Raw genomic sequence first — 24064 nt, forward strand, 5'->3', positions numbered from 1 at the left:
AAAACCGGCTCACTGTCGCGCTCGGACCGGTTGGCCAAGTATAACCAACTGATCCGCATCGAAGAAACACTGGGCGAAACCGCGGAATATGCGGGAACTTCGATCCTCAAATAAGCTACAAGCGGCGGGGTTTCGGCCCCGCCACACTTTTCTAGAACACCATCCGCGCCCGCAGGCCAAACAACGTGATATCCCGCCCGGTTGTGCTGCCTATGGGATCATGAATGAACTGCATCGACGGCGTGATTTGCAATCCCGGTGACACGGAAAACCGATAAAACACCTCTGCTGTCATTTGCTCCTGCCCATTGGCGGCTTCGGACCAGTTGAGCCCAACCCCACCCAAATCCGTATTGCGCCCGAAATAGCCAATCCCACCGGATACGGTATTTTTATAAAGCGCCTCTGTCGCCTTGGATGTGCCTGCCCGCAGGAAAGGCATCCACTTATTGTCAATAAACCACGCCCCGGAAAAGGCGGCTCCGTAATCCTCCGCCGCTTTGCCATCCGTGTGCCACAGTGTCAGATGCACATTGTCAAAATAGATGCGGTCAAACCCGCTGGTGTACCCAATCTCAACACTCTTAAAGAGCCGCCTATGGTCAAACACGTCAAAATCCGGCTCACTTGGATCGCCCATTGCATCGGCCACGCTGGCCACCACATAGGCGTTTTTGCCCAGTCTGGCCCCAAACGCCATGCCTAGCCCCTGATCCGGCGCGCTGATGGTTGGGTTGGTGTTAAAAGCAAGGTTCTGGAACGCAGTATAGGGGCTCACCAACCCGTAAATACTTAGAAAATCAGTGACATCTATCTGCCCAATCTGAAACGTCCACGCGCCGTCTTCAGCGCGCTGTGTCCAATATAGATTGGTCAGCAACGAACCGTTGTCATTGAATGCCGTGCCGGGGATCGACAATATGCCCTGCCCCAACAGCATATTCTGCGGATCAGGCGATCCATAGCCATGGCGGTTTTCAATCTTAAAAGTCAGGCTGCCATTTTCCGTGGCCTGCCAGCTGCCATACAGCCGCGCAATCCCGCCAGCCGCGTCCCCGGTGCTGCCATCTGACGACAAGCCCAGCGACAGGTAGTCCAGATTAAACTTGAACCCGTTCCCGGCCAGCCCGTCCTTCCACGCAAACCACCCCGGCACGACGTTTTGCGGAAAATCCGACCGAAACTGCGGATCCGTCAGCCCATCTCCCGGCGCCAGATCTGCCGCAACCGACGACGGACCATTTAGCCCACCGCTTTGTGCCCATGCGCCACCGCTTGCCGCACACAACACCATCCCCAAGAAAGCGCATAATCTAGTTTTCAACACTGGCCTCCTGATTTGCCGCCCTCAGCTTTTCTTTCATCTGTTCCACCCACGCGCTGTTTTGCGCGGCCATTGGCTGGGTCTGATGCACCGCCTCGGCGATCTTAACCTCCAGTGAAAAACTCGCGTGCATCGGGACATAGCCGTCAACTACCACAACCTCTCGCTTAGAGGGGTCAAGCGACAGTACGCCGTGCACCACGACCGGCTCGTACAACAGGCGCGGCGCCCAATCCTCGTTCAGCCGCAAACGCACCATCTGGTTGGGCGCAGGCGGCGGTGAATGGCTGCACATGCCTCGTTCCGGCACAAGATAGGCTGATGGCCTGCCGTCTGCATCGGCTGGTGCCGGGATCGTGTAGCCAGACAGAATTACCGTTTTGCCATCCAGCGCTGCATTGCCTGCCCAGGCAGCCGCCTCGCGCCGCTCCGCCACGACCCAACGCTGCGAGATCAGCCAGTCAATATCGATCCCGGCCTCAGCCAAATCACCTTCGGCCGCCCGCAACCGCGCTGACGCGCTCACGCGATCTTCCTGAAACACTTGCCCGCCATCTAACCGTTCGCGCAACTGCACAATCTCAATGAGGGCCTGCAACTGCTTAGCCGACAAATCTGCATAAGGATCGTCAAAGCGCTGCACAGACTGATCCACCAGATCGGACCACGCCACACCAACCGCCTCGGCCCACGCGGTCTGCGCCCAGATCACAGCTAACATGCCCAGCAAAAGAGTTTTCACCATATCTCTCCCAAGATTCGAAAACACGACAGGGCAGGTCTGCAACCAAACCGCCCTGCCCTCACCTTGTCACAGAGTGTTCTTATAGATCACGCCATCTTTCATGATGATACGAATGGTCTCGGGGCTTTCTGGGCGCGGATCAGCGCCAAACCACTGTGTCCCAGTGCCCGTGACCGTGAAATCGTCCAGCGGGTTGCCATCGATCAACAGGATGTCGGCATAGGCCCCCTCTTCAATGACGCCAAGCTTTCCGGCTGTATATGGGTTTGTAAAATCCCCCGACAGCGCAACAACCTCGCCCCCCGTGGACGTCAAAGTCACCAACGAGGAATAGGGTCCAAAAAACTCATTGTTGAGGTGCTTTTCATAAGCGATCTGAATATTGCACGCCTCCACCGAGCCAACGCAATCGGTTTGGAACCCACGTTTGACCGGGCATTCCTGCATGTTCGGGATGTAATTCGCAAAAGTCGCAGAGGCGCTTTTTGCTTTGGCCAGACTCGCCGGTACATTCGCGACGGCAGGTATATCTAATAGTCCGGGGTCAAAAGCCGTCAGGTTGGTGGTGATATAGGCGCCTTTTTCGTTCATGACATCTGCAATTTCACAGTCAAACGAAAACCCGTGTTCAATGGACATTACGCCCGCATCCAACGCAGTCAGGATCGCTTCTTTGCGATACGAATGCGCCATAACATAGCTGCCATATTCACTGGCAACTTGTACGGCCGCTTCTATCTCCTCTTTGGATCCCGCCAAAAGCTGCCATGGATCAAAAGCAGACACCACGCCCCCGGATTGCATGAATTTAAGCTGCGTCGCACCCATCCGGAAGTTGTTGCGACCGAATCTGTAGACGTCGTCGACCCCACTGGCCTCCTGTGCCATATTCAACCGGCTCATATTTGTGGACGATCCCGGAGGTGCTGTGAAATTGGCAAAATCTGCGTGCCCACCGCGTGTCCCGATGAACGCTCCAGAGGGGTAAAATCGTGGGCCCACAATCTGCCCGGCCTCAATGGCACGGCGCAATCCGCCATTGGCGCCGCCAGCATCCCGTACCGTTGTAAAGCCCTGCATAAGGTACATTTCCGCCATTCGCGCCCCGTGGATGGCAAAATCCTCCCATGTCGTATTAGCCTCCATCGAAGGAAGCGTCGGCCCCATCAGCATCAGATGTGCGTGTAACTCAACAAACCCCGGAGTTAATGTGCGACCGCCGCCATCGACCACCGTTGCATCCGGCGCATCAATTGCGTCGGTCGAAACCGTTTTGATCAGATTGCCTTCAACGAGAACGCTGGCGTTCTCGATACGCGCTTCGTTTACGCCGTCAAAGACGTGAACATTTGTGAATAGTACCTGCGGCTTATCAGCCTCTTGCGCCGTTACGGTCAGGGCTGAAACCGCCCCCGCAAAGGCAATTGTTAAGAATGCTCCAAATCGAATCATAATCTTCTCCCTCGCTCGTCATCTGATTTTAAGAGTAGCCGAACTGGTGCCGCGTCGATGGCCAGTTTAATGTACTCAATTGCAACTATTGCGTAAAAACTGGCCAGTGTGGGTACTATCTTCGTACCTGTAACGCGATAATCCAAAGTCAGGTCCCCAAGCACACCACCACCTCACAAATGGCAGTCGCATGATCACACAGTTTGACGGCATGATCCGCTTAATCCTTGTCCGGCCCTTTGTGGATCATATACGCTCCCTGGGGTTCGACCCGGATCCCATTCTGAACGAATGGGGCCTGAGCAGCGACAAGGTGCAGAACCCGGACATAAGCGTTCATGCGGACACGATCTATGGTCTTGTCAATCGTTTGGCCGATCACGCCCGCGACCCGTTTCTGGGTTGCCATGTCGGGGAACAGTTTGACCTGTCGCGCTGGCCCGTCCTGACCGAGGCAGCACAGGATGCGTCCAGCATCGGAGATTTTTATACGCGTTTCGTACAGCTGGTCCCGCAACAGGCAAGCTCGGTGCGTCACGAACTGGCCATCCGCGCCGATACCACCACATACGCGGTGATGCGTATCGTCTCGACCAAAGCATCAACCGCGCATATCGATGGGTTCGGACTGGCCATGCACACGCGGCTGTTGCAAATGGTGACCGGCGCGCAATGGGCCCCGTCCCGTCTGATTTTACATACTGCCTATCCCCAGGCGCTTCCGCGCGGATATCTTGGCGCCACGATCCTGCGACATGACCGCAATGGGCTGGCCCTCACCTTTCCAACCAAATGGCTACACCACAAGATTGCTTTGCAACTGCCCAGCCAAACTCCCGCGCCAAACGACATCGCCCTTTCGCTGATCGTCGCGTTGCGAACGGCGGCCAAACCTCATTTGTCTCAACAAGTGATTTCCCAGGATCAGCTTGCCGCGGATCTGGGCATGTCACTTTCGGCCCTAAAAGCAGGGCTGAAACGCCAAGGTACAACGCTCCCGCGGGAGCTCAAGGCTCTGAAAATTAGACTGGCTTGCCAAGCCCTCGCTGATCCTAAAAGGACAATTTCAGACATCGGCCAATCGCTAGGGTACGCAGACCCATCGCATTTTGCCCGTTTCTTCAAGTCGCAAACAGGAACCTCCCCCAGCGCACATAGGGCGGCTCAGGTCAACAGTTCCCACTGATGAGCGGTCAGGATGGCTCAGACTGATCAGTGGCCTGATCCCGCGCAACGGCGTAGGCATCGGATTCATAAAACCCGCGACCCTGCTCGATCGTGTCAAACGCAACCACCAACATTTGTCGGCCAATTCGAGCGTTGTGCTCCGGTGCGTTCTGATCGACCATGCGACCGTCATACGCCTCAATCACGGGCTGCGACCGCTCTTTGAAACTGTCAAAACGCCCCCGGCCTTGCGGTCGGGGACGGGCTACCAAATAAACAAAAGACATATCAATACCCTGTCAAAATACATTGTCTATGGTACACCAAATCGAGGGCAAATTCACTTATAAGCTGTCCAACTTTCGCAACCAAGCGGCCATTGCGCGCCGAACGCATTGAAAAAGCATAATATGATCGCTCAGGACATTATCAAAAAACTCGACCTGACGCCGCATCCCGAAGGGGGGCACTACCGCCAGACCTGGGTCGATACTCCGGCAACAGGCGCGCGACCAGCAGGGACAGCGATCTATTTTCTTCTGGCGGCTGGTGAGACATCGCACTGGCACAAGGTCGATGCGACCGAGATCTGGCACTATTATGCCGGCGCTCCGTTGATCCTGTCGCTGAGCGCAACCGAAACCGGCCCGGCGCACGATCAAACATTGGGGCCGGACCTGAGCGCTGGTCAGTTTCCGCAACTGATTGTGCCAACCCATCACTGGCAGTCCGCGCGCAGCGCAGGCGATTGGACATTAGTTGGATGTACTGTCTCACCTGGGTTTCGCTTTGAGGGCTTCACGCTGGCGGAACGCGGTTTTGACATTTCGCGATAGTTTGAGGGGTTTCGGATCGGCGTTGCCGATCCGACCGATGAGGGGGCCAGCCTCCTCTTTTGCCTTGCAGGCAAAATTCACCCCCGAAGTATTTTTGGCAAGATGAAAGGCCAGATGGCCGTATTGCCGGGGTGCAACAGATCCTCAATTTTGAAATCGTGGCCGCTCAGGTTGGTTCGCTGAGTGTGCCACCACCCACCAGCGCCAATACCCCGGTTGTCGTGGGACAAGACGTTGGTAAGCCTTTTGCGACACGCACCGCAAGATAGGCAAACGCCTGTGCTTCGAGCATGTCACCGTCCAACCCGACGGATTCAACTGGCGCGACAGGGCATTCCAGCGATACGGAAAGCATCTGCATCAGAACCGGATTGTGGCGGCCACCGCCAGTGACCAGCACCTGTTCTGGTGGCGTCGGGCAATGGCCCATGCCCTGGGCGACAGACGCGGCGCACATGGCGGTCATGGTTGCCGCAGCGTCTTCGTCTGACAGTTCGTGTACGAGCTCAATCATCTCAGCAAAATCATTTCGGTCCAGAGATTTGGGTGGAATTCTGCCAAAATATGCTTCGGCCAGAAACAGCTCAAGCGCGCCGGTTGCCACCGTGCCATTTGCGGCAATTTTTCCACCCTCGTCCAAGGCCACTCCGCGTCGCTGGCGCAACAGGTCGTTGAGCGGCGCATTGGCCGGGCCGGTATCAAACGCCAACAACGCGCCGGGCGTTTCGGCCGTGTCCTTGGACGGGTCCACCCATGTCAGATTGCCCACGCCACCAAGGTTCAAAAAGGCCACCGGTTTTTTTGCTCCGAACCACTTGGCACAGGCAAAGTGAAAGAACGGCGCCAGCGGGGCACCCTCGCCCCCCAGCGCCACATCGGCTGAGCGAAAATCCCAGACCACCGGAGTGTGCAGTGCCTCGGCCAGCGCCTGACCGTCGCCAACCTGACATGTGCCGCGCCCACGTGGTTCATGCGCCAATGTCTGGCCATGGAACCCGATCAATTCCGCATCGTCAAAACCACTCAGGACCTCCAGATGTGCAGCCTCAACAATGCGGGCAGCGGCATCGGCCTCTGGGCCGTTCCAATGGCCCAGAGCAGCCATCAGCGTTGCCTGCTCCTCGGGCAAATAGGCGCGATAGGCACTGGGACCAAAGCCATGGATCACCCGCCCGTCCGTGTCGAGCACGGCTACATCAACGCCGTCCAGCGACGTGCCCGACATCGCCCCCAACGCCCGCACGCACGCGTTTACTTCTCTGGCCTGCAACATGGCCTTTTCCTTCTGCTCATCCGCGCCTATACACGGCTTCGCAGACAATACGGGACACAGACCATGACCTACCAGCCCAAATCGGATTTTCTCGCTGTGATGTTGGAGCGCGGCTTTGTCGCCGACTGCACCGATTACGAAGGGCTGGATGCCGCGTTGGTGGCCGGTGTCGTTCCCGCCTATATCGGATTTGATGCAACGGCCAAGTCGTTGCATGTAGGAAGCCTGATCCAGATCATGATGTTGCGCTGGTTGCAGAAAACCGGGCACAAACCGATTACGTTGATGGGTGGGGGTACCACCAAGGTGGGCGATCCGTCGTTCCGCGCCGATGAACGCCCGCTGCTGACCCCTGATCAGATCGACGACAATATCGCCGGGATCAAACAAGTGTTCGCCAAATACCTGTCTTATGGCGACGGCGCGACCGACGCGGTGATGCTCAACAATGCCGAATGGCTGGATGACCTGAACTATCTTGAATTCCTGCGCGACATTGGCCGCCATTTCTCGGTCAACCGTATGCTCAGCTTCGAATCGGTGAAATCGCGACTGGATCGCGAACAGTCGCTGTCATTTCTCGAATTCAACTACATGATCCTTCAGGCGTATGATTTCCTTGAGTTGAACCGCCGCTATGGCTGTCTTCTCCAGTTCGGCGGCAGCGACCAATGGGGCAATATCGTCAACGGCATCGATCTAACGCGGCGCGTGAATGAAAACCAGATATTTGGCCTGACCTCGCCGCTCCTGACCACGTCAGATGGCAAGAAAATGGGCAAATCGGCGGATGGAGCAGTGTGGCTGAATGCCGACATGCGCAGCACTTACGAATTCTGGCAATTCTGGCGCAATACCACCGACGCGGATGTAGGACGTTTCCTCAAGCTCTATACGGAAATGCCGGTCGATGAATGTACCCGTCTGGGTGCGCTGGAAGGGTCCGAAATCAACGCCGCCAAGATCATCCTGGCGAATGAAGTTACAACTCTTTGCCACGGCGCGGATGCGGCGGCGGCGGCTGAGGCGACTGCGCGCGAAGTCTTTGAAAAAGGTGGCGTGGGCGATGATCTGCCCACCGTCACCCTTGCATCAACCGATCTGCCAGCCTCTATCGTGCAGCTGATCGTGAAATCCGGCCTCGCCAAATCCGGCAAAGAGGCCAAGCGCCTGATCGCTGAAAATGGCGCACGGATAAACGACGCGCCGCTGACTGACGCCGGACTGATGATCGACGCAAGTGCTCTTGCCGACCCGATCAAGCTCAGCGCAGGCAAAAAACGCCATGCTCTGGTGCAACTGAACGGCTAAACCGCGATGTCCGCCCCCGCGGAGGGGGCTAGTCACTACCAGCCCGAAGGCAATAGACCCCTGCTAAGACCTTAATATCAAGCGGTTTTCTATATCGGCGAAAATCCAACGTTACCGGAATATCCAAATCCGGTAACGCATTTACGTCAAGTTACCGCCGGAGCACCTCCCAGCGCATCATCACGCTCCCCGCCAATCCGGTAACGCCACCCCAGCCACACCCCAGCCACATCACCAGCCCCACCACCAAAACTAATCCGCCCGCATCACGTCATTTCACTTTTAAGATCAAAACGTGCGGGGTATTATGTAAATAATATCAACCTGTTATGGGATTAAGATCGTGCCTAACTCCAGCTTCTCAGCTTCGCAGGAATTTCTTGCAGAACTCGATCAGCTCGCATCGACCGAAAATCTCACAAAGTCAGAAATCATCCGCACATCTGTGGAGAAATATAAGAAATTTAAAGGAGAACAAAAGGTGAATACTACCCTCGCAAACAAAGCTTCCACCGTTGTGGACGGATTTTTCGACAAGGTGGCGAAGTCCAGCGACAATGATTGGCTAACCATCAGAAATTCGGCGGGGGACCTGTTCAACAAGTATGCGACCCTCAAGCGGTGTCCGTCTGCAAACCCCAGCCCCAAGGAAATTGCGATGGCAGTAGCAGCGGAAGCAAGCGACCCAGACGCAGTGTCTAACCCCCTCGTAACCTTTCACCCTAGTTAGGTAAAACTAGTTCAACTACCGTAGGTAGTGGGGCTGTAGGGCTATATACTACCCTACCGGGTAGATACCTTATTTTACCTAGCTAGGGTCGAGAGCTACCGGGGGCTACGGGGGGTACGGCATTCCTACCAAGCAGGCTGGGTTTCGGGAGCTGTTCGGTCCATTTCATGCGAAAACAGTCGGTTTGCGGGTTGTGGATAATGTTATTCAAAATCAACGCCTTACTTCCTTTTCCAGAACGTATACTTTTGGGGTATGGTTCACGTAATCAACAGAGCACCATTCAATAGCGAAACTGCCAGAGCTGCCGTCAACAAGCGCTGGGCAAGGGAACACTCAGGTCGATCACCAGCCGCCATCCAAGCTCGCGTAACGAAGTATTTCGAGGACAACGGAATGGACCCGGCCACAGCCGATCCAAATATCGCCCTCGCCACAATTATGAATGATGCGTCTGTGCCAACGGACGTCGGGGTGGTTGCTGCCAAAACTTTACAGCCATATTTCCACGGACCACCCTTGACAGAAAAGCAGGTCGAGAGAGCCGAGGATTACCTCGCTAGTCAGGATCAGGGTGCGGACGGCTCTGTGCTGGAAAAGCGCCAGAAGGCATACGACTTCGTTCTGTCCGTTTTGTCCAAGGCAGGCACAGATGCCTCAGATACCTCAGATACCTCAGCCGACCCAGCGCCAACTGTCGGTATCAATCAGCCCCGCCCACCCGAGGAAATAGACGTCGAGCCTATACCAGCGGGAGAAGAATTCCGTCCCGGTCAGCGTCCACTCGACACCACAATTATCGACGCCACCCCCAACGGAACCCCTCCGACGGATGAGTGATCAGGTCGGTTCAACCCCCGACGGGCGTAAAGACGTTACCGGAATTGCCGACCCCACACCAGAGGACCTTATTTGTAACGGTTCAACAGCCAAAAACCCGCCCCCGGTTAGGGGTCGGACCCCCCGGCAGACCCGTCGGTCTGCACGTCTAACCGCGCCGCAGGCACCAGACCAAATCATCTTCCTTTCGCCCAAAATATCCTGGGGGAATCGCTGCCCCGCAGCGATGGGGGCAACGCCCCCAATCAAACTCCCCCTAGACAGACAGGCCCATGTCCCGTTATTTGAACACACGTTCATTTCATGCCACTTAGGGACCACCACATGAAACTCGACACCACATGCGCCATTATTACCGGGGGCGCCTCGGGGCTCGGTGCTGCCACCGCCCGCCATTTTGCCGAACAAGGCGCCAAGGTCGCGCTGCTTGACCTCAACCAGGACGCAGGCACCGCGCTGGCCGCTGACCTCGGCGGCACGTTCCACAAAACCGACGTCACGGATGAGGCCAGTGTATCCGCCGCCATCACCGCCGCAGCATCTTCAATGGGCGGGCTCACCGCTGCCGTCAACTGCGCCGGTATCGCGCCTGCCGCCACCACCATTGGCAAAAACGGCCCCCACCCGCTCGACATGTTCCAGAAAACCATCGACATCAACCTTGTCGGCACGTTCAACGTCGCGCGCCTTGCCGCAGACGCCATGTCCCATAACACCCCCGAACCCGACGGCGCACGAGGAGTGATCATCAACACCGCCTCTATCGCTGCCATGGACGGCCAACGTGGCCAGGCTGCTTATGCCGCTTCCAAGGGCGGCATTGTTGGCCTCTCCTTGCCCATGGCGCGCGATCTTGCGCGCGCGGGAATCCGCGTCATGGCCATTGCGCCGGGTATCTTCCTCACGCCTATGCTTCAGGGCCTGCCTCAGGAGGTTCAGGACCAGCTCGCCCAATCCGCCACCTGCCCCAAACGTTTGGGTGATCCCTCCGAATACGCCCGCCTTGCCGGGTTCATCGTCGAAAACGGCTATCTCAATGGCGAAGTCATTCGCATCGACGGCGCGCTACGGATGCAGTAAACAGGCATCATGCCAAAGCAGAACCGCGTCCAACCCACCGGAGATATCATCGCCCACCCCACCCGTGGCCAGTTCATGGGCAATCGGGGCATCCTGCATTTTGCCTCCGGCCAGCTCAGCCAGGCGCGCTGGCGACACAAGGCATGGGTCTGTTGTCTGACCGAGTTCAAGGGCCGTAAACGCCCGATCATGTCCGCCAACCGCTATACCGAGCTGTTTTTCTATGACGAGGCCGTGGCCTTTGCCGCGGGCCACCGGCCTTGCGGTGAATGCCGTCGGCCCGATTTCAACGCCTTTCTAACCGCCACACGCCACACCGGAAAAGTGGCCGAGTTTGATCAGAAACTGCACCGCGCCCGCGCCATCCCACGCCAGTTTGGCCAGCGCCGCCACCGCGACGATATCCGCAACCTGCCCAACGGGGCGTTCATTCTTACCGATGATGGACCCGCACTGCTTTGGGCCGATGCGCTATTCCCGTTCAACCCGTCCAGCTACCGCGCACCCAGACAGCGCCCCACCGGCACTGTCACCGTGCTCACCGCCGAACCCATCCTTGATGCGCTGCACAACGGCTACACGCCAACAGTGCGCTTGCCCTAGGGGCCTTGCGCTCACCCGGTAGCGATCGCCCATCGCACACGGTCACCGCTCCTCTCCAAGTCATGCCGAGGCACAAAAGTCGCAAGCGTGTTCATGTCGCCCCTGACACAGCCTTCCGGTCGCTCCGGCGCGAACATACTCTGCCCCTGAGCCAGCTCAGATGCGCTCAGCACAACACGCGCTTCCAGCGCCACCCAATTTTGTACAAAACGGATCTATATAGCGATCTCCGACACACCCGCCGCATCCACACCTTGCAAAATCTGCGCGCGCAGCCTCCAGTACTTCGATCGACGCGCGATACGGAACACGCACCTGCGCACATTTCCCAAGCGCTGGAGTAGTCCGATCCGCTGCAATCAACGCCGCACGCAAGCCCTCATACGCGTCCGGATCACGCACCTGCGCACGACCCCGTCAAACAACGCACGCTATGCCGCCAAGTCCGATGCGCTACGGTCCCGCTCGACCTGGGCCCAAGCCTCAACATTGATCAAATGCGCCAGCCTATCCCGCAACATTGCCAGTTTTTCCGGGTCGTCCGACGGCGGGGTCTCCAATCGACGACACAAATTCTGTATCCCGCTGGAGGCTTCAAACCCCATTTCTTGCGCGTCAATGCCCTATGCACACAAGTCCATAATGGTAACACTGCGGGCGCCAACCAATTGGTTCTGTGCCTGCGCCGCGATGCAAACCCTTGGCGCGCGTCCTCCCCATTAAGGCTGACAATCTTGACCCAGACGTGCAACAACGCCTTTAATGCGCGCAAATCGGCACAGGCAATCTGCGACAGAAAACCGCCCGACGCCCCTCAATCCGGGGCCAATCGACGTCTCGCAGCATCACCGGTTGCCCCCCAAACCAGGAGCGCGCTTCACGCGCGGGATGCGTGAATGAAAAATCCAACACCGCCCGCGTTGCAAAATCCGGGTGGCGGCGCAAAACCCCATGGTCAAACGGGTCCTCGAACCCGTCAATGGACCAGCGGGTTGCAGATGTATTTTTCTCGGGTCGGGGCTGCGATACGGCAAGCTGCGGCAACTTGGACAAAATAGACATGCTCAAAAGAAGCGCTTCGAAACTGGCAGGATTTGATACCAGTTCGACAAATCCCGACCGCGCGACCTGACAGCCCTTTCCACGCATAATTTCCCTCCATACACTTACCACATGGATTCACATAACTCCCTCACCCAATGGATGATCACAACCGGTCGCCAATCCGGCAACCCCGAGGCGGTGGTCACCCATTTCTGTGAAACGCTGATCGCTGCTGGTGTGCCTTTTTGGCGGGTCAATATTGGCCAGCGTTTTGCCAATCCATTGCTGATCGCATGGGGCATTGTCTGGACACCCGACAGCACAGACGCCTACGACGTTACCCATGAACGTATGTTGACAGACGGCTATATCGGCAGCTCATTTGAATACATCCTCAAACACCGCCGTCCACTGCACAAATCCCTGCGCAACCTTGATTCCGCAAGCGATCACATTTCTTACCTCGAATTCGCTGAGCAAGGCGGCACAGATTATTACGCCACTCTGCTCTATTACGGCGATGGCTCTATGCACGGATGCACCTTTGTCACCCAATCCCCGGATGGGTTTTCCCCTGAACACCTCGCCCTGATCGAGGCCGCCCTGCCCGCGCTGTCTGCCGCTCTCGAACCTGTCACCATGCGTAAATCCTCGCGCAGCCTGCTGCGCACTTATCTTGGCACCGGTCCTTCAACCGAGGTCTGGAATGGCACCATAAAACGTGGCGAACGCACGACGCTCGACGCGGTGGTGATGTTCTCGGACCTGCGCGGCTTCACAGCCCTTTCCGAATCCGCCCCCGAAGACGAGGTGTTTGATGCACTCAACGCCTATTTTGATCTTGTCGTTCAATCGGTGGAAACACATGGCGGCGATGTTCTGAAATTCATGGGCGATGGTATCCTGTCGGTCTTCACGATTCCGACCCGTGCCAATCATGCCAGCCAATGTCGAAACGCCATCCGCGCAGCGCGCGCCGTGCTTGACGGGCTCGCGCCTCTCAATGAGCAACGCGCCGCGTCGGGCAAATTTCCTCTGGACCTTGGCATTGGTCTCAATGCAGGCCCGGTGAGCTACGGCAATATCGGCAGTCCGGGCCGTCTCGACTTCACCGTGCTCGGCGCTGCCGTAAACCTTGCCAGCCGCATCGAAGGGCTGACAAAGTCACTCGGTCATAAGGGGCTTGCCACCGCCACTATCGCTAACGCCGCGCCAGACCAGTTTTTGCCCTGCGGCCTCCACGAAATCCGAGGCGTCTCAGATCCAATCCCGCTCTTTGCGCTGCACAGTCCGCCGGACACGCACAAAGGTTAACGCGCACTGCGTCGCGCAAAACGACACCGATGCAATAACGACGTTATACCGACGTAAAACCGACGTTGGTTTTTGGCGTTAACCTTCGGCTTTTTCTTCCAGCTCCAGCCATTCTTCCTCTGCCGCCGCCAAGGCCTGTTGGCGTTCCACCAGCGCATCAGTCGCCTTCTGGAATTTTAGGGGTTCCTTGGTAAACAGCTCCGGATCCGCCATGAAACTTTCCAGCTTGGCAATCTCCGCCGCCAACCGATCCATCACACCAGGCAATGCCTCCAGCCGGTGCTTCTCGGTAAAGCTAAGGCCTTCTTTGACGACCTTCTCTTTGGCCACTTTCTCTGTCTTAGCTTTTGATTTTTCTTCTTTTTTCGGAGCATCGACACCACGCTGCGCCCGGTAATCCGACCAGCCACCTGCATACACCACGGCCTGCCCGTTGCCTTCCATCGCCACAGTTGTCGTCGCCACCCGATCCAGGAAATCCCGGTCGTGGCTCACCAAAAGTACCGTGCCGTCATAGTCATCCAGCAATTCCTGCAACAGATCCAGCGTCTCTACGTCCAGATCATTGGTCGGTTCATCCAGCACCAGCAAATTGCTTTCCTTGGCCATCAATTTGGCCAACAACAATCGCGCCTTTTCGCCGCCCGAAAGCGACCTGACAGGCGCCCTTGCCTGCCGTTCGTCAAACAGAAACTCCTTAATATAACCAACAACATGCTTGGGACTTCCGCGCACCATAACCTGGTCCGCCTTACCCGAAACCCGCATGTCCGGATCTCCAGTCAAACTGTCCCAAAGGCTCATCTCCGGGTCCAGTTTCGCACGCGCCTGATCAAACACCGCAGGTAGCAAATTGGTGCCCAATGTCACAGTCCCTGCATCCGGCACAACCTCACCCATCAACATTTTGATCAGCGTCGTCTTACCCACCCCATTAGGGCCCACAAACGCCACCCGATCCCCGCGCTGAATGGTGATCGACAGGTTGCTGACAATCGGCTTACCGTCAAAGACCTTCTCCAACCCTTTGGCATCCATCACCTTTTTGCCCGACTTCGGCCCAGACGACAGCTCCAGCTCCGCCGCGCCTTGCCGCCTGATCATCGCGGATCGTTCAGAACGCAAATCCTTCAGCGCGCGCACCCGGCCCATATTCCGCTTGCGCCGCGCACTGATCCCTTCCACAGCCCACCGCGCCTCGGCCTTGATTTTGCGATCCATCTTGTGGCGAGCGGTGTCCTCCTCGTCCCAGATCTTGTCCCGCCAGGCTTCGAACCCATCAAAACCCTTCTCTTGACGGCGCACCATTCCCCTGTCAATCCAGAGGGTTGCACGGGTAAGTTCACGTAAAAAGGCGCGATCGTGACTGATCAAAACAAACGCCGCCCGCGTTGCCTTCAACTCACTCTCAAGCCACCCAATCGCTTCGATGTCCAAATGGTTCGTCGGCTCGTCCAGCAGCATTAAGTCCGGTGCCTCAGCCATCAATCTCGCCAAAGCCGCCCGCCGCCGCTCCCCACCCGAAGCCACCTCAACCAGCCGCTCCGGATCAAATTTCAGCCCTTCACCCGCGCGCTCAACCTTATACATCTCGCCAGGTTCCAACCCGGCAGAAGCAAACTCACCCAGCGTCGAAAACCCTGACATATCAGGGTCTTGCTCCATATACCCAACACTTATTCCCGGCGGCACAACGATATCGCCCCGGTCCGCCTCGACCAATCCGGCCATGACTTTCATCAAGGTCGACTTGCCCGACCCATTGCGACCCACCAGCGCAACCCGATCACCGGGTTGCACCACAAGGCTCAGGTTGTCAAAAACAGGATCCCCGCCAAAAGTCAGGGAAATGTCGCTCATCTGCAAAAGAGGTATACGTGCCATGGCCAACGGGCTAGCCCGCCCGCCTCACAGCGTCAACCACAGCTCTTCTCAATGTTTCGAAATACCCCCGCCGGAGGCGTAAAATCTCTACACCAACGCCCGCAACAACCGCTTGCGCGCCGGTGGAATCGCCCGGATCTCGAGCCCGGTGAACACATGCAGCGTATTCATCTGCGGGTCGACCACCGCGTGATCGCTCACCCAGCCCCCCATCAACAAATAGGTCCGCAATAAAGGCGGCATCCTAAGCTGCGCCAGCTTCAGGTTTGGCTTTAGACGCAACCGCGCCGCATAGCGAAACACATTGGGCGCTTTCACCTTGGGCAACCACCGGTTGGGCGCAATATGCCTGTCGCGCAACATGGCAAAGGCATCTTGATACGTCTCTGCGTCCGTACCCTGAAATGACGAACACCCGAACAACAATTCCACATTGTTTTCATCCACATAGGCCGTCATCGCCGCCCAGGCCACGCGCAGGATATCCGCATCATTCCAGTCCGGATGAATGCAGAAACGCCCCATCTCAACCATTGTGCCATCAAATGCCTGCAACCCGCTCAGCTCATAAAACTGCGCAGAATAGCTGCGCTCAATCTCACTACCGCCATTCAGGGTCAACAGGCGGAAACAACTGACCAGAGCACCAGAGGCAACATCCTCGATCAAGTAATGGGTGCAGATATCGTCAAACTGATCCGCATCTATTCCTGTGCCGTCCCCGCCCAGAAACGCAACATGGCGCAATTCCTGACAGCGTCGTACATCCTGCGGGTCCCTCGCGATTCGCGCCTCAAAGCGCCCTTTGGACAATGCGGTCATGGCTGGCCTCATGCTCGTTCACATCCAGTATATACCGGATTTCATACGACAGCCGAATGACAAAATAAGCGTCCCTGCTTAAAGAGCACCGCCCCCGGCGAATGTGGATGGATCAAAGTTGCCAAGATTGCCAGCCAACTGTTGCAAGAAGCTGATATTGCCAAGATCGCTATCTGTGATGCGCCGCACGAGGGGCACAACCTGACCGTCTGCCAACGAGAAATGCGTCAAGTTCCGCGCAACACCGTTGCTGTCAAAGTTAATCGCAACAATCTGACGTTCCACGACTCTTGGCTTGCGCGGTCCATAGTGCGTAAACTGAGAGCGCACATAGTAAAAGTCGCCATCCTTAAGAACACCACCCGCCGACGGCGAACCAATCGCCTCGATAACAGTGTCGCGCGTGTCCACACCCAGTGTGACCGCCGCCAGTTCTTCGGGCGTTGGGACATAGCCATGATTGCGATACTGCGTCGTACACGCAACGGAGACCGCCAACGCCGCTCCGAAAACCGCCCATTTTAATGCTTTGCTGCCTGTCGACATGCTTGCCCTCTTGCCTTGGCCTTTTCTGCCTTCTATCCCGCTTACAGAAGGATCGCCACCGGTTCAAGAATGGAAGCCCAGGCCAATGCCCCAACAAACCCCTAAAAACCCAGTGTACCGCGTCGCAGACCTCCCTCAAAATCGCGTGACCCGCTTTGATCTGCGCCCAGATCCAGAAACAATGACGGAAATCGCCACGTCTCTTGGCCTGATCGGTCTTCGTAAGCTGTCGTTCAAAGGAGAGCTCAGCGCCTTTGGAAAATCCGACTGGCAGCTCGCCGCCCATCTTGGGGCTTCAGTGGTGCAACCTTGTGTAGTCACATTGGATCCGGTCACAACCCGAATCGAAGCTGATATTGAACGTTTGTTTCTCGCTAAGATGCCCGAGTGGAGCGACGAAGAAGAAGTAGAAATGCCTGAGAATGAAAACGCTGATACGCTTGGGTCTGAAATCGATATAGGTTTAGTCATGCAAGAGGCGTTGGCTCTATACCTGCCGCTCTATCCGCGAGCCGAGGGCGCCGAACTTGGCGAAACAGTCTTTACAGAGCCGGGTAAACAGGCGATGACCGACCAAGATGCACGTCCTTTTGCAGGACTCGCCGCTCTTCGGGGTAAACTGGGCGATGAATCGGAAAATTAGGGACTTGCGCTGCGCGGATTTAGCAGTATTTTCGCGCGCTCATCGGAATTTAGAGTTGGACTCGGTCACGCATAAGGCGTAATGGCACGGGACGCTCAAGAAAACGGGCTCAATGCACTGTATTGGCCCCCAAGACATCGAAGGTTGCGACAATGGCTGTCCAGCAGAACAAAGTATCGAAATCGCGCCGCAACAACCGCCGTGCACATGACGCGCTGGTTGCCGGCAACCCAAATGAATGCCCTAACTGTGGCGAATTGAAACGTCCTCACCACGTGTGTGCGTCCTGCGGCCACTACAGCGACCGTGAAGTCGTTGCTATGGCAGACGACGTCGATCTGGACGAAGACGCCGCATAAACGATTGGGATTAGCGCCCGTATGTCCGGTTTGACTAACACAGCAAACCCCGATGCCGGGCGCACCATCGTCTCTGTCGACGCCATGGGTGGCGATCGCGGGCCGGCAGCTGTAGTTGCCGGCATTTCCGATTCTGCCAAAAAGAACGCTGATATCGGGTTTATCCTGCATGGCGATCAGGAACAGCTGGAACGGCTGGTCTCTCGCCGCAAGAATCTTGCGGGTCGGGTCGAAATTCGACATGCCCAAGACGTCGTCTCGATGGAAGACAAACCAAGCCAGGTGATGCGCCAGGGCAAGAACAGCTCGATGTGGTCAGCTGTCGATTCGGTGCGCAACGGCGAAGCAGACGTTTGCGTATCCTGTGGCAATACCGGCGCGTTGATGATGATGTCTGTGGTGCGCCTGCGCAAACTGCCCGGCGTGAACCGCCCCGCCATTGCGGTGCTTTGGCCATCTACCAACCCTCAGGGTTTCAATATCATGCTCGATGCCGGTGCCGATATCCGCGCCGACGAAAACGACCTGCTGCAATATGCGCTGATGGGCGCGTCTTATGCGCGCAACGGTATGGAGCTTTCACGCCCTCGCGTCGGTTTGCTCAATGTGGGCACCGAAGAACACAAGGGCCGCCCGGAGCTAAAGCTCGCCTTTGACCTGATTTCCGAAAACGCCACCGCCGCCAATTTCGAGTTTGTCGGCTTTGTCGAGGGGCGTGACCTGCCCGGCAAAGTGGCTGACGTGATTGTGACCGATGGCTTTACCGGCAACGTAGCTCTCAAAACCGGAGAAGGGGTGGCGGGATTGATCCGTCAGTTCCTGGGCGAAGCTTTCAAATTCTCACCCCTCTCGCGCCTTGCGGCCCTATTGGCCCTTACGTCTTTGCGCCGCTTGAACCAGCGTATTGACCCGCGTCAGGTGAATGGTGGCGTGTTTCTAGGGTTGAACGGAACTGTCGTGAAATCGCATGGCAGCTCGGATGCCACCGGCGTATCAGCGGCTGTTAAGCTGGCGTTCAAACTATCTCAGTCTGGCTTTTCGCAAAAGCTTGCGGCACGGGTTGCATCCGCGGTCTCGCTGCCGCAAGATGCCGCGAAGTCAAGCGACACAGACAACTAGCAAGGCATTCATATGACGACACGCGCCGTGGTAATTGGCGTTGGCCACTATTTGCCCGAACGGGTCGTTCCAAACTCAGAATTCGAAGAATCGCTTGATACGTCGGATGAGTGGATACGCTCCCGGTCAGGGATTGAACGTCGACATTTCGCCGCCGAAGATGAAACGACATCTGACCTCGCTGCCTATGCGGCAAAGGCAGCGTTGGAACATGCCGGGCTAGAACCTGACGACATTGATGCCATCGTTGTCGCTACATCCACACCTGACCTGACCTTTCCGTCAGTAGCGACGATGGTCCAAAGCAAGATTGGTATGACCCAAGGTTTTGGTTTTGACGTTCAGGCGGTCTGTGCTGGGTTCATCTACGCCCTGACCAATGCCAACGCGCTTGTTGTTTCCGGTCAGGCACGTCGTGTTCTAGTCATCGGAGCTGAGACGTTTTCGCGCATCATGGACTGGACTGATCGTTCGACCTGCGTGCTGTTTGGCGATGGCGCCGGGGCTTTGATCCTCGAGGCACAGGTTGGTAACAACACCAACGAAGATCGCGGCGTGCTGTCTGCGGATCTCAATTCGGACGGAAGGTATCGCGACATGCTCTATGTCGACGGTGGCGTGTCAACCACCGGAGATTCTGGTAAGTTACGGATGCAAGGCAACGCCCTCTTTCGTCAAGCTGTTGAAAAGCTCACATCGACAGCCCACACCGCATTGTCCAAAATCGACCTTGACGACAATGCAGTCGACTGGATTGTCCCACATCAGGCCAACATCCGGATTATTCAGGGCACCGCGCGCAAAATGGGCGTGCCAATGGACCGTGTAATTGTGACTGTTCAAGACCACGGCAACACGTCTGCGGCCTCGATTCCATTGGCAATGTCCGTTGGAGTTACCGAAGGCAAAATCAAGCAGGGTGATCTTCTGGTTGCCGAAGCAATTGGCGGCGGTCTGGCATGGGGATCGGTCGTTCTGCGCTGGTAAGGTGATTATCATCGCCTAACCCATTGGACTTATTTGCAGATAATCGCCGTTCACGCGTCTGTTATAGTTGACTCACAATTTCTCTTACCCGTATGTTTTACGGAACGATATGACAGGGGGAGAATGCAATGACCGGAAAGACACTCACGCGCATGGATCTGAGCGAAGCGGTTTTCCGCGAAGTCGGCCTGTCCAGGAACGATTCCGCGACGCTTGTAGAAAGTGTTCTCGCCCATATGTCCGATGCTCTGGTCCAGGGTGAGCAGGTCAAAATCTCGTCTTTTGGAACGTTCAGCGTTCGAGACAAAGCAGCGCGTGTTGGCCGGAACCCTAAGACCGGCCAAGAAGTGCCAATCAATCCACGTCGCGTTCTGACGTTCCGCCCATCGCACCTGATGAAGGATCGTGTGGCTGACGGAAACAAAAGCTAAACGGATAAAGACACATGAGCAAATCTCGGGACGCCTTTCGCACCATCAGCGAAGTGGCTGATTGGCTGGATACACAGGCTCATGTGCTTAGATTCTGGGAAAGCAAGTTCAGTCAGGTCAAACCTGTGAAACGTGCCGGAGGGCGACGGTACTACCGCCCTCAGGACATGATGCTTCTGGGTGGTATCAAAAAACTGCTGCACGACGATGGCATGACTATCAAAGGTGCCCAGCAATTGCTGCGCGAAAAGGGCGTCAAGCACGTTAGTTCTCTGTCGCAACCCATTGATGACGATGGCACAATCGAAGTTGCGGCCATGCCCCTCGACACTCCCCAAAACCAAGCCGCGCCGCAGATCCCTGCGGAACCATCAGAGCCAGAGGTGATCGACGCGCCTGTTACTGAGCAACCAGACGATGCCCTCCCATCAGACGACATTCCGGACATAGCAGACACGTCAGAGATTATCTCTGACGACGTCGATCTACCGACGCCAGCAATCAATATCACAACGCCGACATCGCCTGAGCCTGAAGCGGCAATTGCGGACAATGACGCGAAAGATGACGACACCACGCCCCCAGCGGTCGAGGCGCAGAAACCAATAATCAGCGATCTTTTCACTTCAGTTGACGACGCGCCTGTCCCCGACACATCTGAAGCAGATGCTGAAGCAGCCGAGGACATCAAGCCCGCGCATCTTGGCGAGGAAGAAAATTCTGAGGATGAGGGCCAAGCACCCGTTGTTGATCCTTCGCCAACACTAGAAAACGTGGACGAAGAAGACGTTGCTATCGGCCCGAGCGAGGTTATAGAACCGGCAGTTGTTGACGAAACCGAACTTGCCGAACAAGGCCCGTCCGTCGCAGCTGATCAGGACGAACCTGAAGAATCCGGTACTGACCGCCCTGCCGACCAGTTGGAGTTTTCCCGCATAGATTTCCTGTCAAAACTCTGCACCGCACAAAAAATTCCGCTCGAACATCGCGCCCGCGCAGCTCATTTGGTTACCCGCCTCGCAACTCTGCGAGCGGAATTTGATCAAAGTGATCGGGGCTGAAAAAAGTTGCGTTTTTGACTTGCTCCCGCCCGCAAATTCGCTATGAACACCCCATCGTCGGGCTATGGCGCAGCCTGGTAGCGCGTCCGTCTGGGGGACGGAAGGTCGCAGGTTCGAGTCCTGCTAGCCCGACCAATAAAAACCGCCCGCTTGCCGCAAGGCCCGGGCGTTTTTTGCATCTGGGGGACAGACGATGACAGGCGTATTGCCCAGCCAAGCCATTGAAAAGATGCTGACTTCTGGTGAAATCACAACCACCGAACCAGCCGTTGAAGGCCAGATTCAACCGGCCTCGCTTGACTTGCGTTTGGGTCAGGTGGCCTACCGTGTCCGTGCCTCATTTCTCGCTGGAAATGGCAGTAGCGTGGCTGAGCGCCTCGATGAATTCGAGATGCACCGCATCGATCTGACCAATGGCGCTGTCTTGGAAAAAGGTTGTGTTTACGTCGTCCCACTGATGGAGGGGCTGGCCCTGCCCGCCACCGTGCAAGCCGTCGCAAACGCCAAAAGCTCGACTGGGCGGCTGGATTTGCTGACGCGCACAATCACCGATGGCGGCACCGAGTTCGACCGTATTGCACCTGGCTATACCGGCCCGCTTTACGCCGAAATCTGTCCTCGTTCCTTCTCGGTGCTCGTACGTCCTGGTATGCGGTTGAACCAAATTCGGTTTCGCGCCGGTCAAAGCGTGCTCAGCGACGCAGACTTGAATGTCCTGCATGAACGCAGCCCTCTGGTTGATGGCAAGGCCGTGATCGATGACGGATTGGGCTTTTCCGTCGACCTTGAGCCTTCAAACGGCACCCTTGTCGGTTATCGCGCCAAACCGCATACCGGTGTGATCGATCTGGACAATATCGGCCATTACGACCCCGCGGAATATTGGGAAGAGCTACACAGCTCTAATGGCCAGATCATCCTTGATCCCGGCGCATTCTACATCCTTGTCAGTCGCGAAGCCGTGAGTATTCCTCCGGCTTATGCTGCTGAGATGGCACCGTTTCTTGCGATGGTGGGTGAATTCCGCGTCCACTATGCCGGTTTCTTTGATCCTGGCTTTGGCCATGATGAGGCTGGCGGTGCTGGCTCTCGGGGTGTGCTCGAAGTGCGCTGTCATGAGGCACCTTTTGTTCTGGAACATGGCCAGATCGTGGGCCGCTTGGTGTATGAACGCATGGCCGACGTTCCCAACCAGCTCTACGGAACCGGAATTGCCTCAAACTATCAGGGGCAAGGTCTGAAACTGTCGAAACACTTCAAGGCAACAGCCCGCTAACTGCCCCTGCTCTCAGGTGTTTTGACATTCTCCTCTAACGGCTCTTCTGGCTCTGGCTTGGGCGGTTTCTCGGTTACTTCTTCTGATTTGTCCTCGCCAAAGATCCGCTGACCATACCGCGTAATCCGTCCAAAGGCGCTTTCGGCCATCAAGCCGCTTAGAAACGCCAAAAAGGCTACCATATACGGGCTCAAATCCAGCCCATCCTGCCCGCCGCTCTGGGACAAGGCCAAGAGCCCTGCGCCCGAGAACAGGAAAATACCGATCGCCGCCGCGACCCCTTCCCCGATGGTGATCACCAGTTCGGATACCTTGGGCCGCTTCTGATCAATAAATGCCGTGCGTGAATAGGCGACAAGCGTGCCCAGCCCACCGGCGGCAATCGTGGCGATCAGTGTCAACAAAATTGGGGGCAGCTTGACCATCATATGCATGTTGAGAAAACTGAAATTCTTCTCAATCCGCTCAAGGCGTGCGCGATACTCGGAGAAAGGTGGCAGGCGCGCCTCGATGGACCCCAGCCTGTGGCGCAGCCCACCAAGCCGTGTTTCAATGCCCGCAACGTCGCGCTCTGCCTTGCGTTTCAGCCCTTCCGCGACGGACACGTCCTTATCCGCGGCGCGCTTGCTGTCCGCCAAGCTTTCGTGAAAAGTAGCGAGTTCTCGCGTCGCTTTGATAATCTGATCAACGCGATCTGGCGCGACATCTGGTCCATACGTCCCATTGATCAACAGATGAAACCCTGCCGTGGCCTCCTCGATCGATAATTCTGGTGCATCTACAATGTCAGCCAGTTTGCCAAGGTCCACCCCAACAAGTGCCGGAATCACACGCGCAAAATGCGCCTGCACCACCAGCAGGTTTCCCTCAAGTTTGCGTTGCGCGACTAGTTGATCCGACTGTTTTTCAATCAACTCGCCCTGTGCAGCCTGAAACACATCGTCGGTCAAAGACAGGGCTTTTAAGGATATCGCAATTTGCGCGCTAATCTCAACGCTTTGATTTTTTAAGAAAATCAATTCATCAACGCTTTGAATTTGGTTGTCGGTGTTCTTGCTCAGCTCAGCATCCCATTCACTGCGCATGACATAGAACGAGAAACTGATCACCACCAATGAGACAAAGAAAAAGTATAAGAACCCCAGGATAACGGCAATCGCACCCAATGCGACACGATCAACAGCCTTTTTGGATTTTGGTGTGTCGGACATGAAAAT

At 56.5% G+C, this 24064-nt stretch carries 26 protein-coding genes and 1 tRNA gene; 17 read left to right on the plus strand and 10 right to left on the minus strand.

Going from position 1 to position 24064, the window contains the following annotated elements; genetic code table 11:
- Positions 1-114 (plus strand): hypothetical protein (locus tag CLV88_RS00005; protein ID WP_133169890.1); only part of this gene is annotated, 114 nt, incomplete at its 5' end.
- A 37-nt stretch (positions 115-151) separates the two neighbouring features.
- On the opposite strand, the gene CLV88_RS00010 is transcribed toward CLV88_RS00005, so the two are convergent.
- The 3 genes from CLV88_RS00010 to CLV88_RS00020 all read right to left on the minus strand — a co-directional run bounded on the left by CLV88_RS00010 (position 152) and on the right by CLV88_RS00020 (position 3521).
- Positions 152-1324: a carbohydrate porin gene (locus CLV88_RS00010; protein ID WP_243403518.1), complete on the minus strand. Its 1173-nt coding sequence runs from the start codon at positions 1322-1324 to the stop codon at positions 152-154.
- Positions 1314-2066: a DUF3299 domain-containing protein gene (locus CLV88_RS00015; RefSeq protein ID WP_165798772.1), complete on the minus strand. Its 753-nt coding sequence runs from the start codon at positions 2064-2066 to the stop codon at positions 1314-1316. The genes CLV88_RS00010 and CLV88_RS00015 overlap by 11 nt, the downstream gene beginning before the upstream one ends.
- Positions 2067-2135: 69 nt before the next feature.
- Complete coding sequence (locus tag CLV88_RS00020; protein ID WP_106606333.1) at positions 2136-3521, minus strand: amidohydrolase family protein; 1386 nt, start codon at positions 3519-3521, stop codon at positions 2136-2138.
- Positions 3522-3711: 190 nt separating this feature from the next.
- Here CLV88_RS00020 and CLV88_RS00025 point away from each other — a divergent pair, with 190 nt between their 5' ends.
- Entirely contained in the window at positions 3712-4707 is a 996-nt protein-coding gene (locus CLV88_RS00025) for a helix-turn-helix domain-containing protein (RefSeq protein WP_106606334.1), read from the plus strand.
- A 7-nt stretch (positions 4708-4714) separates the two neighbouring features.
- Here CLV88_RS00025 and CLV88_RS00030 read toward each other — a convergent pair whose 3' ends face one another.
- Positions 4715-4975: a DUF1330 domain-containing protein gene (locus CLV88_RS00030; protein WP_106606335.1), complete on the minus strand. Its 261-nt coding sequence runs from the start codon at positions 4973-4975 to the stop codon at positions 4715-4717.
- Between the two features lie 123 nt (positions 4976-5098).
- Between CLV88_RS00030 and CLV88_RS00035 the strand changes: the two genes are divergently transcribed.
- Complete coding sequence (locus tag CLV88_RS00035) at positions 5099-5524, plus strand: cupin domain-containing protein (protein ID WP_106606336.1); 426 nt, start codon at positions 5099-5101, stop codon at positions 5522-5524.
- A 166-nt stretch (positions 5525-5690) separates the two neighbouring features.
- Here CLV88_RS00035 and CLV88_RS00040 read toward each other — a convergent pair whose 3' ends face one another.
- Positions 5691-6797, minus strand: a complete 1107-nt coding sequence (locus CLV88_RS00040) for an anhydro-N-acetylmuramic acid kinase (RefSeq protein ID WP_106606337.1) — start codon at positions 6795-6797, stop codon at positions 5691-5693.
- A 63-nt stretch (positions 6798-6860) separates the two neighbouring features.
- Here CLV88_RS00040 and tyrS point away from each other — a divergent pair, with 63 nt between their 5' ends.
- The 5 genes from tyrS (at position 6861) to CLV88_RS00065 (ending at position 11361) form a co-directional block, all read left to right on the plus strand.
- Positions 6861-8108: a tyrosine--tRNA ligase gene (gene tyrS, locus CLV88_RS00045; protein WP_106606338.1), complete on the plus strand. Its 1248-nt coding sequence runs from the start codon at positions 6861-6863 to the stop codon at positions 8106-8108.
- A 343-nt stretch (positions 8109-8451) separates the two neighbouring features.
- On the plus strand, positions 8452-8838 hold the full coding sequence (locus CLV88_RS00050; RefSeq protein WP_106606339.1) for a ribbon-helix-helix domain-containing protein: 387 nt from the start codon (positions 8452-8454) through the stop codon (positions 8836-8838).
- Between the two features lie 396 nt (positions 8839-9234).
- Entirely contained in the window at positions 9235-9678 is a 444-nt protein-coding gene (locus CLV88_RS00055) for a hypothetical protein (protein WP_106606340.1), read from the plus strand.
- A 324-nt stretch (positions 9679-10002) separates the two neighbouring features.
- The gene (locus tag CLV88_RS00060) at positions 10003-10758 is read left to right on the plus strand and encodes an SDR family oxidoreductase (RefSeq protein ID WP_106606341.1); all 756 of its coding nucleotides are present in this window, start codon (positions 10003-10005) and stop codon (positions 10756-10758) included.
- A gap of 9 nt (positions 10759-10767) precedes the next feature.
- Complete coding sequence (locus CLV88_RS00065; protein ID WP_106606342.1) at positions 10768-11361, plus strand: hypothetical protein; 594 nt, start codon at positions 10768-10770, stop codon at positions 11359-11361.
- Between the two features lie 759 nt (positions 11362-12120).
- Here the strand turns inward: CLV88_RS00065 and CLV88_RS00070 are convergent.
- Positions 12121-12510 carry a hypothetical protein gene (locus CLV88_RS00070; RefSeq protein WP_106606343.1) on the minus strand — a complete coding sequence of 130 codons (390 nt, stop codon included), beginning with the start codon at positions 12508-12510 and terminating at the stop codon, positions 12121-12123.
- Between the two features lie 24 nt (positions 12511-12534).
- Between CLV88_RS00070 and CLV88_RS00075 the strand changes: the two genes are divergently transcribed.
- Positions 12535-13719, plus strand: coding sequence for an adenylate/guanylate cyclase domain-containing protein (locus tag CLV88_RS00075; RefSeq protein ID WP_106606344.1), 1185 nt, complete (start codon positions 12535-12537; stop codon positions 13717-13719).
- Positions 13720-13797: 78 nt separating this feature from the next.
- Here CLV88_RS00075 and CLV88_RS00080 read toward each other — a convergent pair whose 3' ends face one another.
- The 3 genes from CLV88_RS00080 to CLV88_RS00090 form a co-directional block, all read right to left on the minus strand.
- Positions 13798-15603, minus strand: a complete 1806-nt coding sequence (locus CLV88_RS00080) for an ABC-F family ATP-binding cassette domain-containing protein (RefSeq protein ID WP_106606345.1) — start codon at positions 15601-15603, stop codon at positions 13798-13800.
- 87 nt (positions 15604-15690) lie between these two features.
- Positions 15691-16425 (minus strand): GNAT family N-acetyltransferase, encoded by a 735-nt coding sequence (locus tag CLV88_RS00085; protein WP_106606346.1) that lies wholly within the window; start codon positions 16423-16425, stop codon positions 15691-15693.
- Positions 16426-16503: 78 nt separating this feature from the next.
- A complete protein-coding gene (locus CLV88_RS00090; protein WP_106606347.1) occupies positions 16504-16971 on the minus strand; it encodes an outer membrane protein assembly factor BamE in 468 nt (155 codons plus the stop codon).
- 85 nt (positions 16972-17056) lie between these two features.
- On the opposite strand from CLV88_RS00090, the gene CLV88_RS00095 reads away from it, so the two are divergent.
- The 8 genes from CLV88_RS00095 to CLV88_RS00130 all read left to right on the plus strand — a co-directional run bounded on the left by CLV88_RS00095 (position 17057) and on the right by CLV88_RS00130 (position 22847).
- Positions 17057-17614 carry a YceD family protein gene (locus tag CLV88_RS00095; RefSeq protein ID WP_106606348.1) on the plus strand — a complete coding sequence of 186 codons (558 nt, stop codon included), beginning with the start codon at positions 17057-17059 and terminating at the stop codon, positions 17612-17614.
- Between the two features lie 152 nt (positions 17615-17766).
- Positions 17767-17973 carry a 50S ribosomal protein L32 gene (gene rpmF, locus CLV88_RS00100; protein WP_106606349.1) on the plus strand — a complete coding sequence of 69 codons (207 nt, stop codon included), beginning with the start codon at positions 17767-17769 and terminating at the stop codon, positions 17971-17973.
- A gap of 21 nt (positions 17974-17994) precedes the next feature.
- Positions 17995-19092, plus strand: coding sequence for a phosphate acyltransferase PlsX (plsX, locus tag CLV88_RS00105; RefSeq protein WP_106606350.1), 1098 nt, complete (start codon positions 17995-17997; stop codon positions 19090-19092).
- A 12-nt stretch (positions 19093-19104) separates the two neighbouring features.
- Entirely contained in the window at positions 19105-20079 is a 975-nt protein-coding gene (locus tag CLV88_RS00110) for a beta-ketoacyl-ACP synthase III (RefSeq protein WP_106606351.1), read from the plus strand.
- A gap of 128 nt (positions 20080-20207) precedes the next feature.
- A complete protein-coding gene (ihfA, locus tag CLV88_RS00115) occupies positions 20208-20510 on the plus strand; it encodes an integration host factor subunit alpha (RefSeq protein WP_106606352.1) in 303 nt (100 codons plus the stop codon).
- Positions 20511-20524: 14 nt separating this feature from the next.
- A complete protein-coding gene (locus tag CLV88_RS23225; protein ID WP_243403519.1) occupies positions 20525-21571 on the plus strand; it encodes a MerR family transcriptional regulator in 1047 nt (348 codons plus the stop codon).
- Positions 21572-21629: 58 nt separating this feature from the next.
- A tRNA-Pro gene (locus CLV88_RS00125) sits at positions 21630-21706 on the plus strand.
- A 58-nt stretch (positions 21707-21764) separates the two neighbouring features.
- On the plus strand, positions 21765-22847 hold the full coding sequence (locus CLV88_RS00130; RefSeq protein WP_106606353.1) for a 2'-deoxycytidine 5'-triphosphate deaminase: 1083 nt from the start codon (positions 21765-21767) through the stop codon (positions 22845-22847).
- On the opposite strand, the gene CLV88_RS00135 is transcribed toward CLV88_RS00130, so the two are convergent.
- Positions 22844-24058: a hypothetical protein gene (locus CLV88_RS00135; RefSeq protein ID WP_106606354.1), complete on the minus strand. Its 1215-nt coding sequence runs from the start codon at positions 24056-24058 to the stop codon at positions 22844-22846. The two genes, CLV88_RS00130 and CLV88_RS00135, sit on opposite strands and share 4 nt — an antisense overlap.
- Between the last annotated feature and the right edge of the window lie 6 nt (positions 24059-24064).

Source organism: Shimia abyssi (assembly GCF_003014475.1).
In the GTDB taxonomy this organism is placed as follows: domain Bacteria; phylum Pseudomonadota; class Alphaproteobacteria; order Rhodobacterales; family Rhodobacteraceae; genus Shimia; species Shimia abyssi.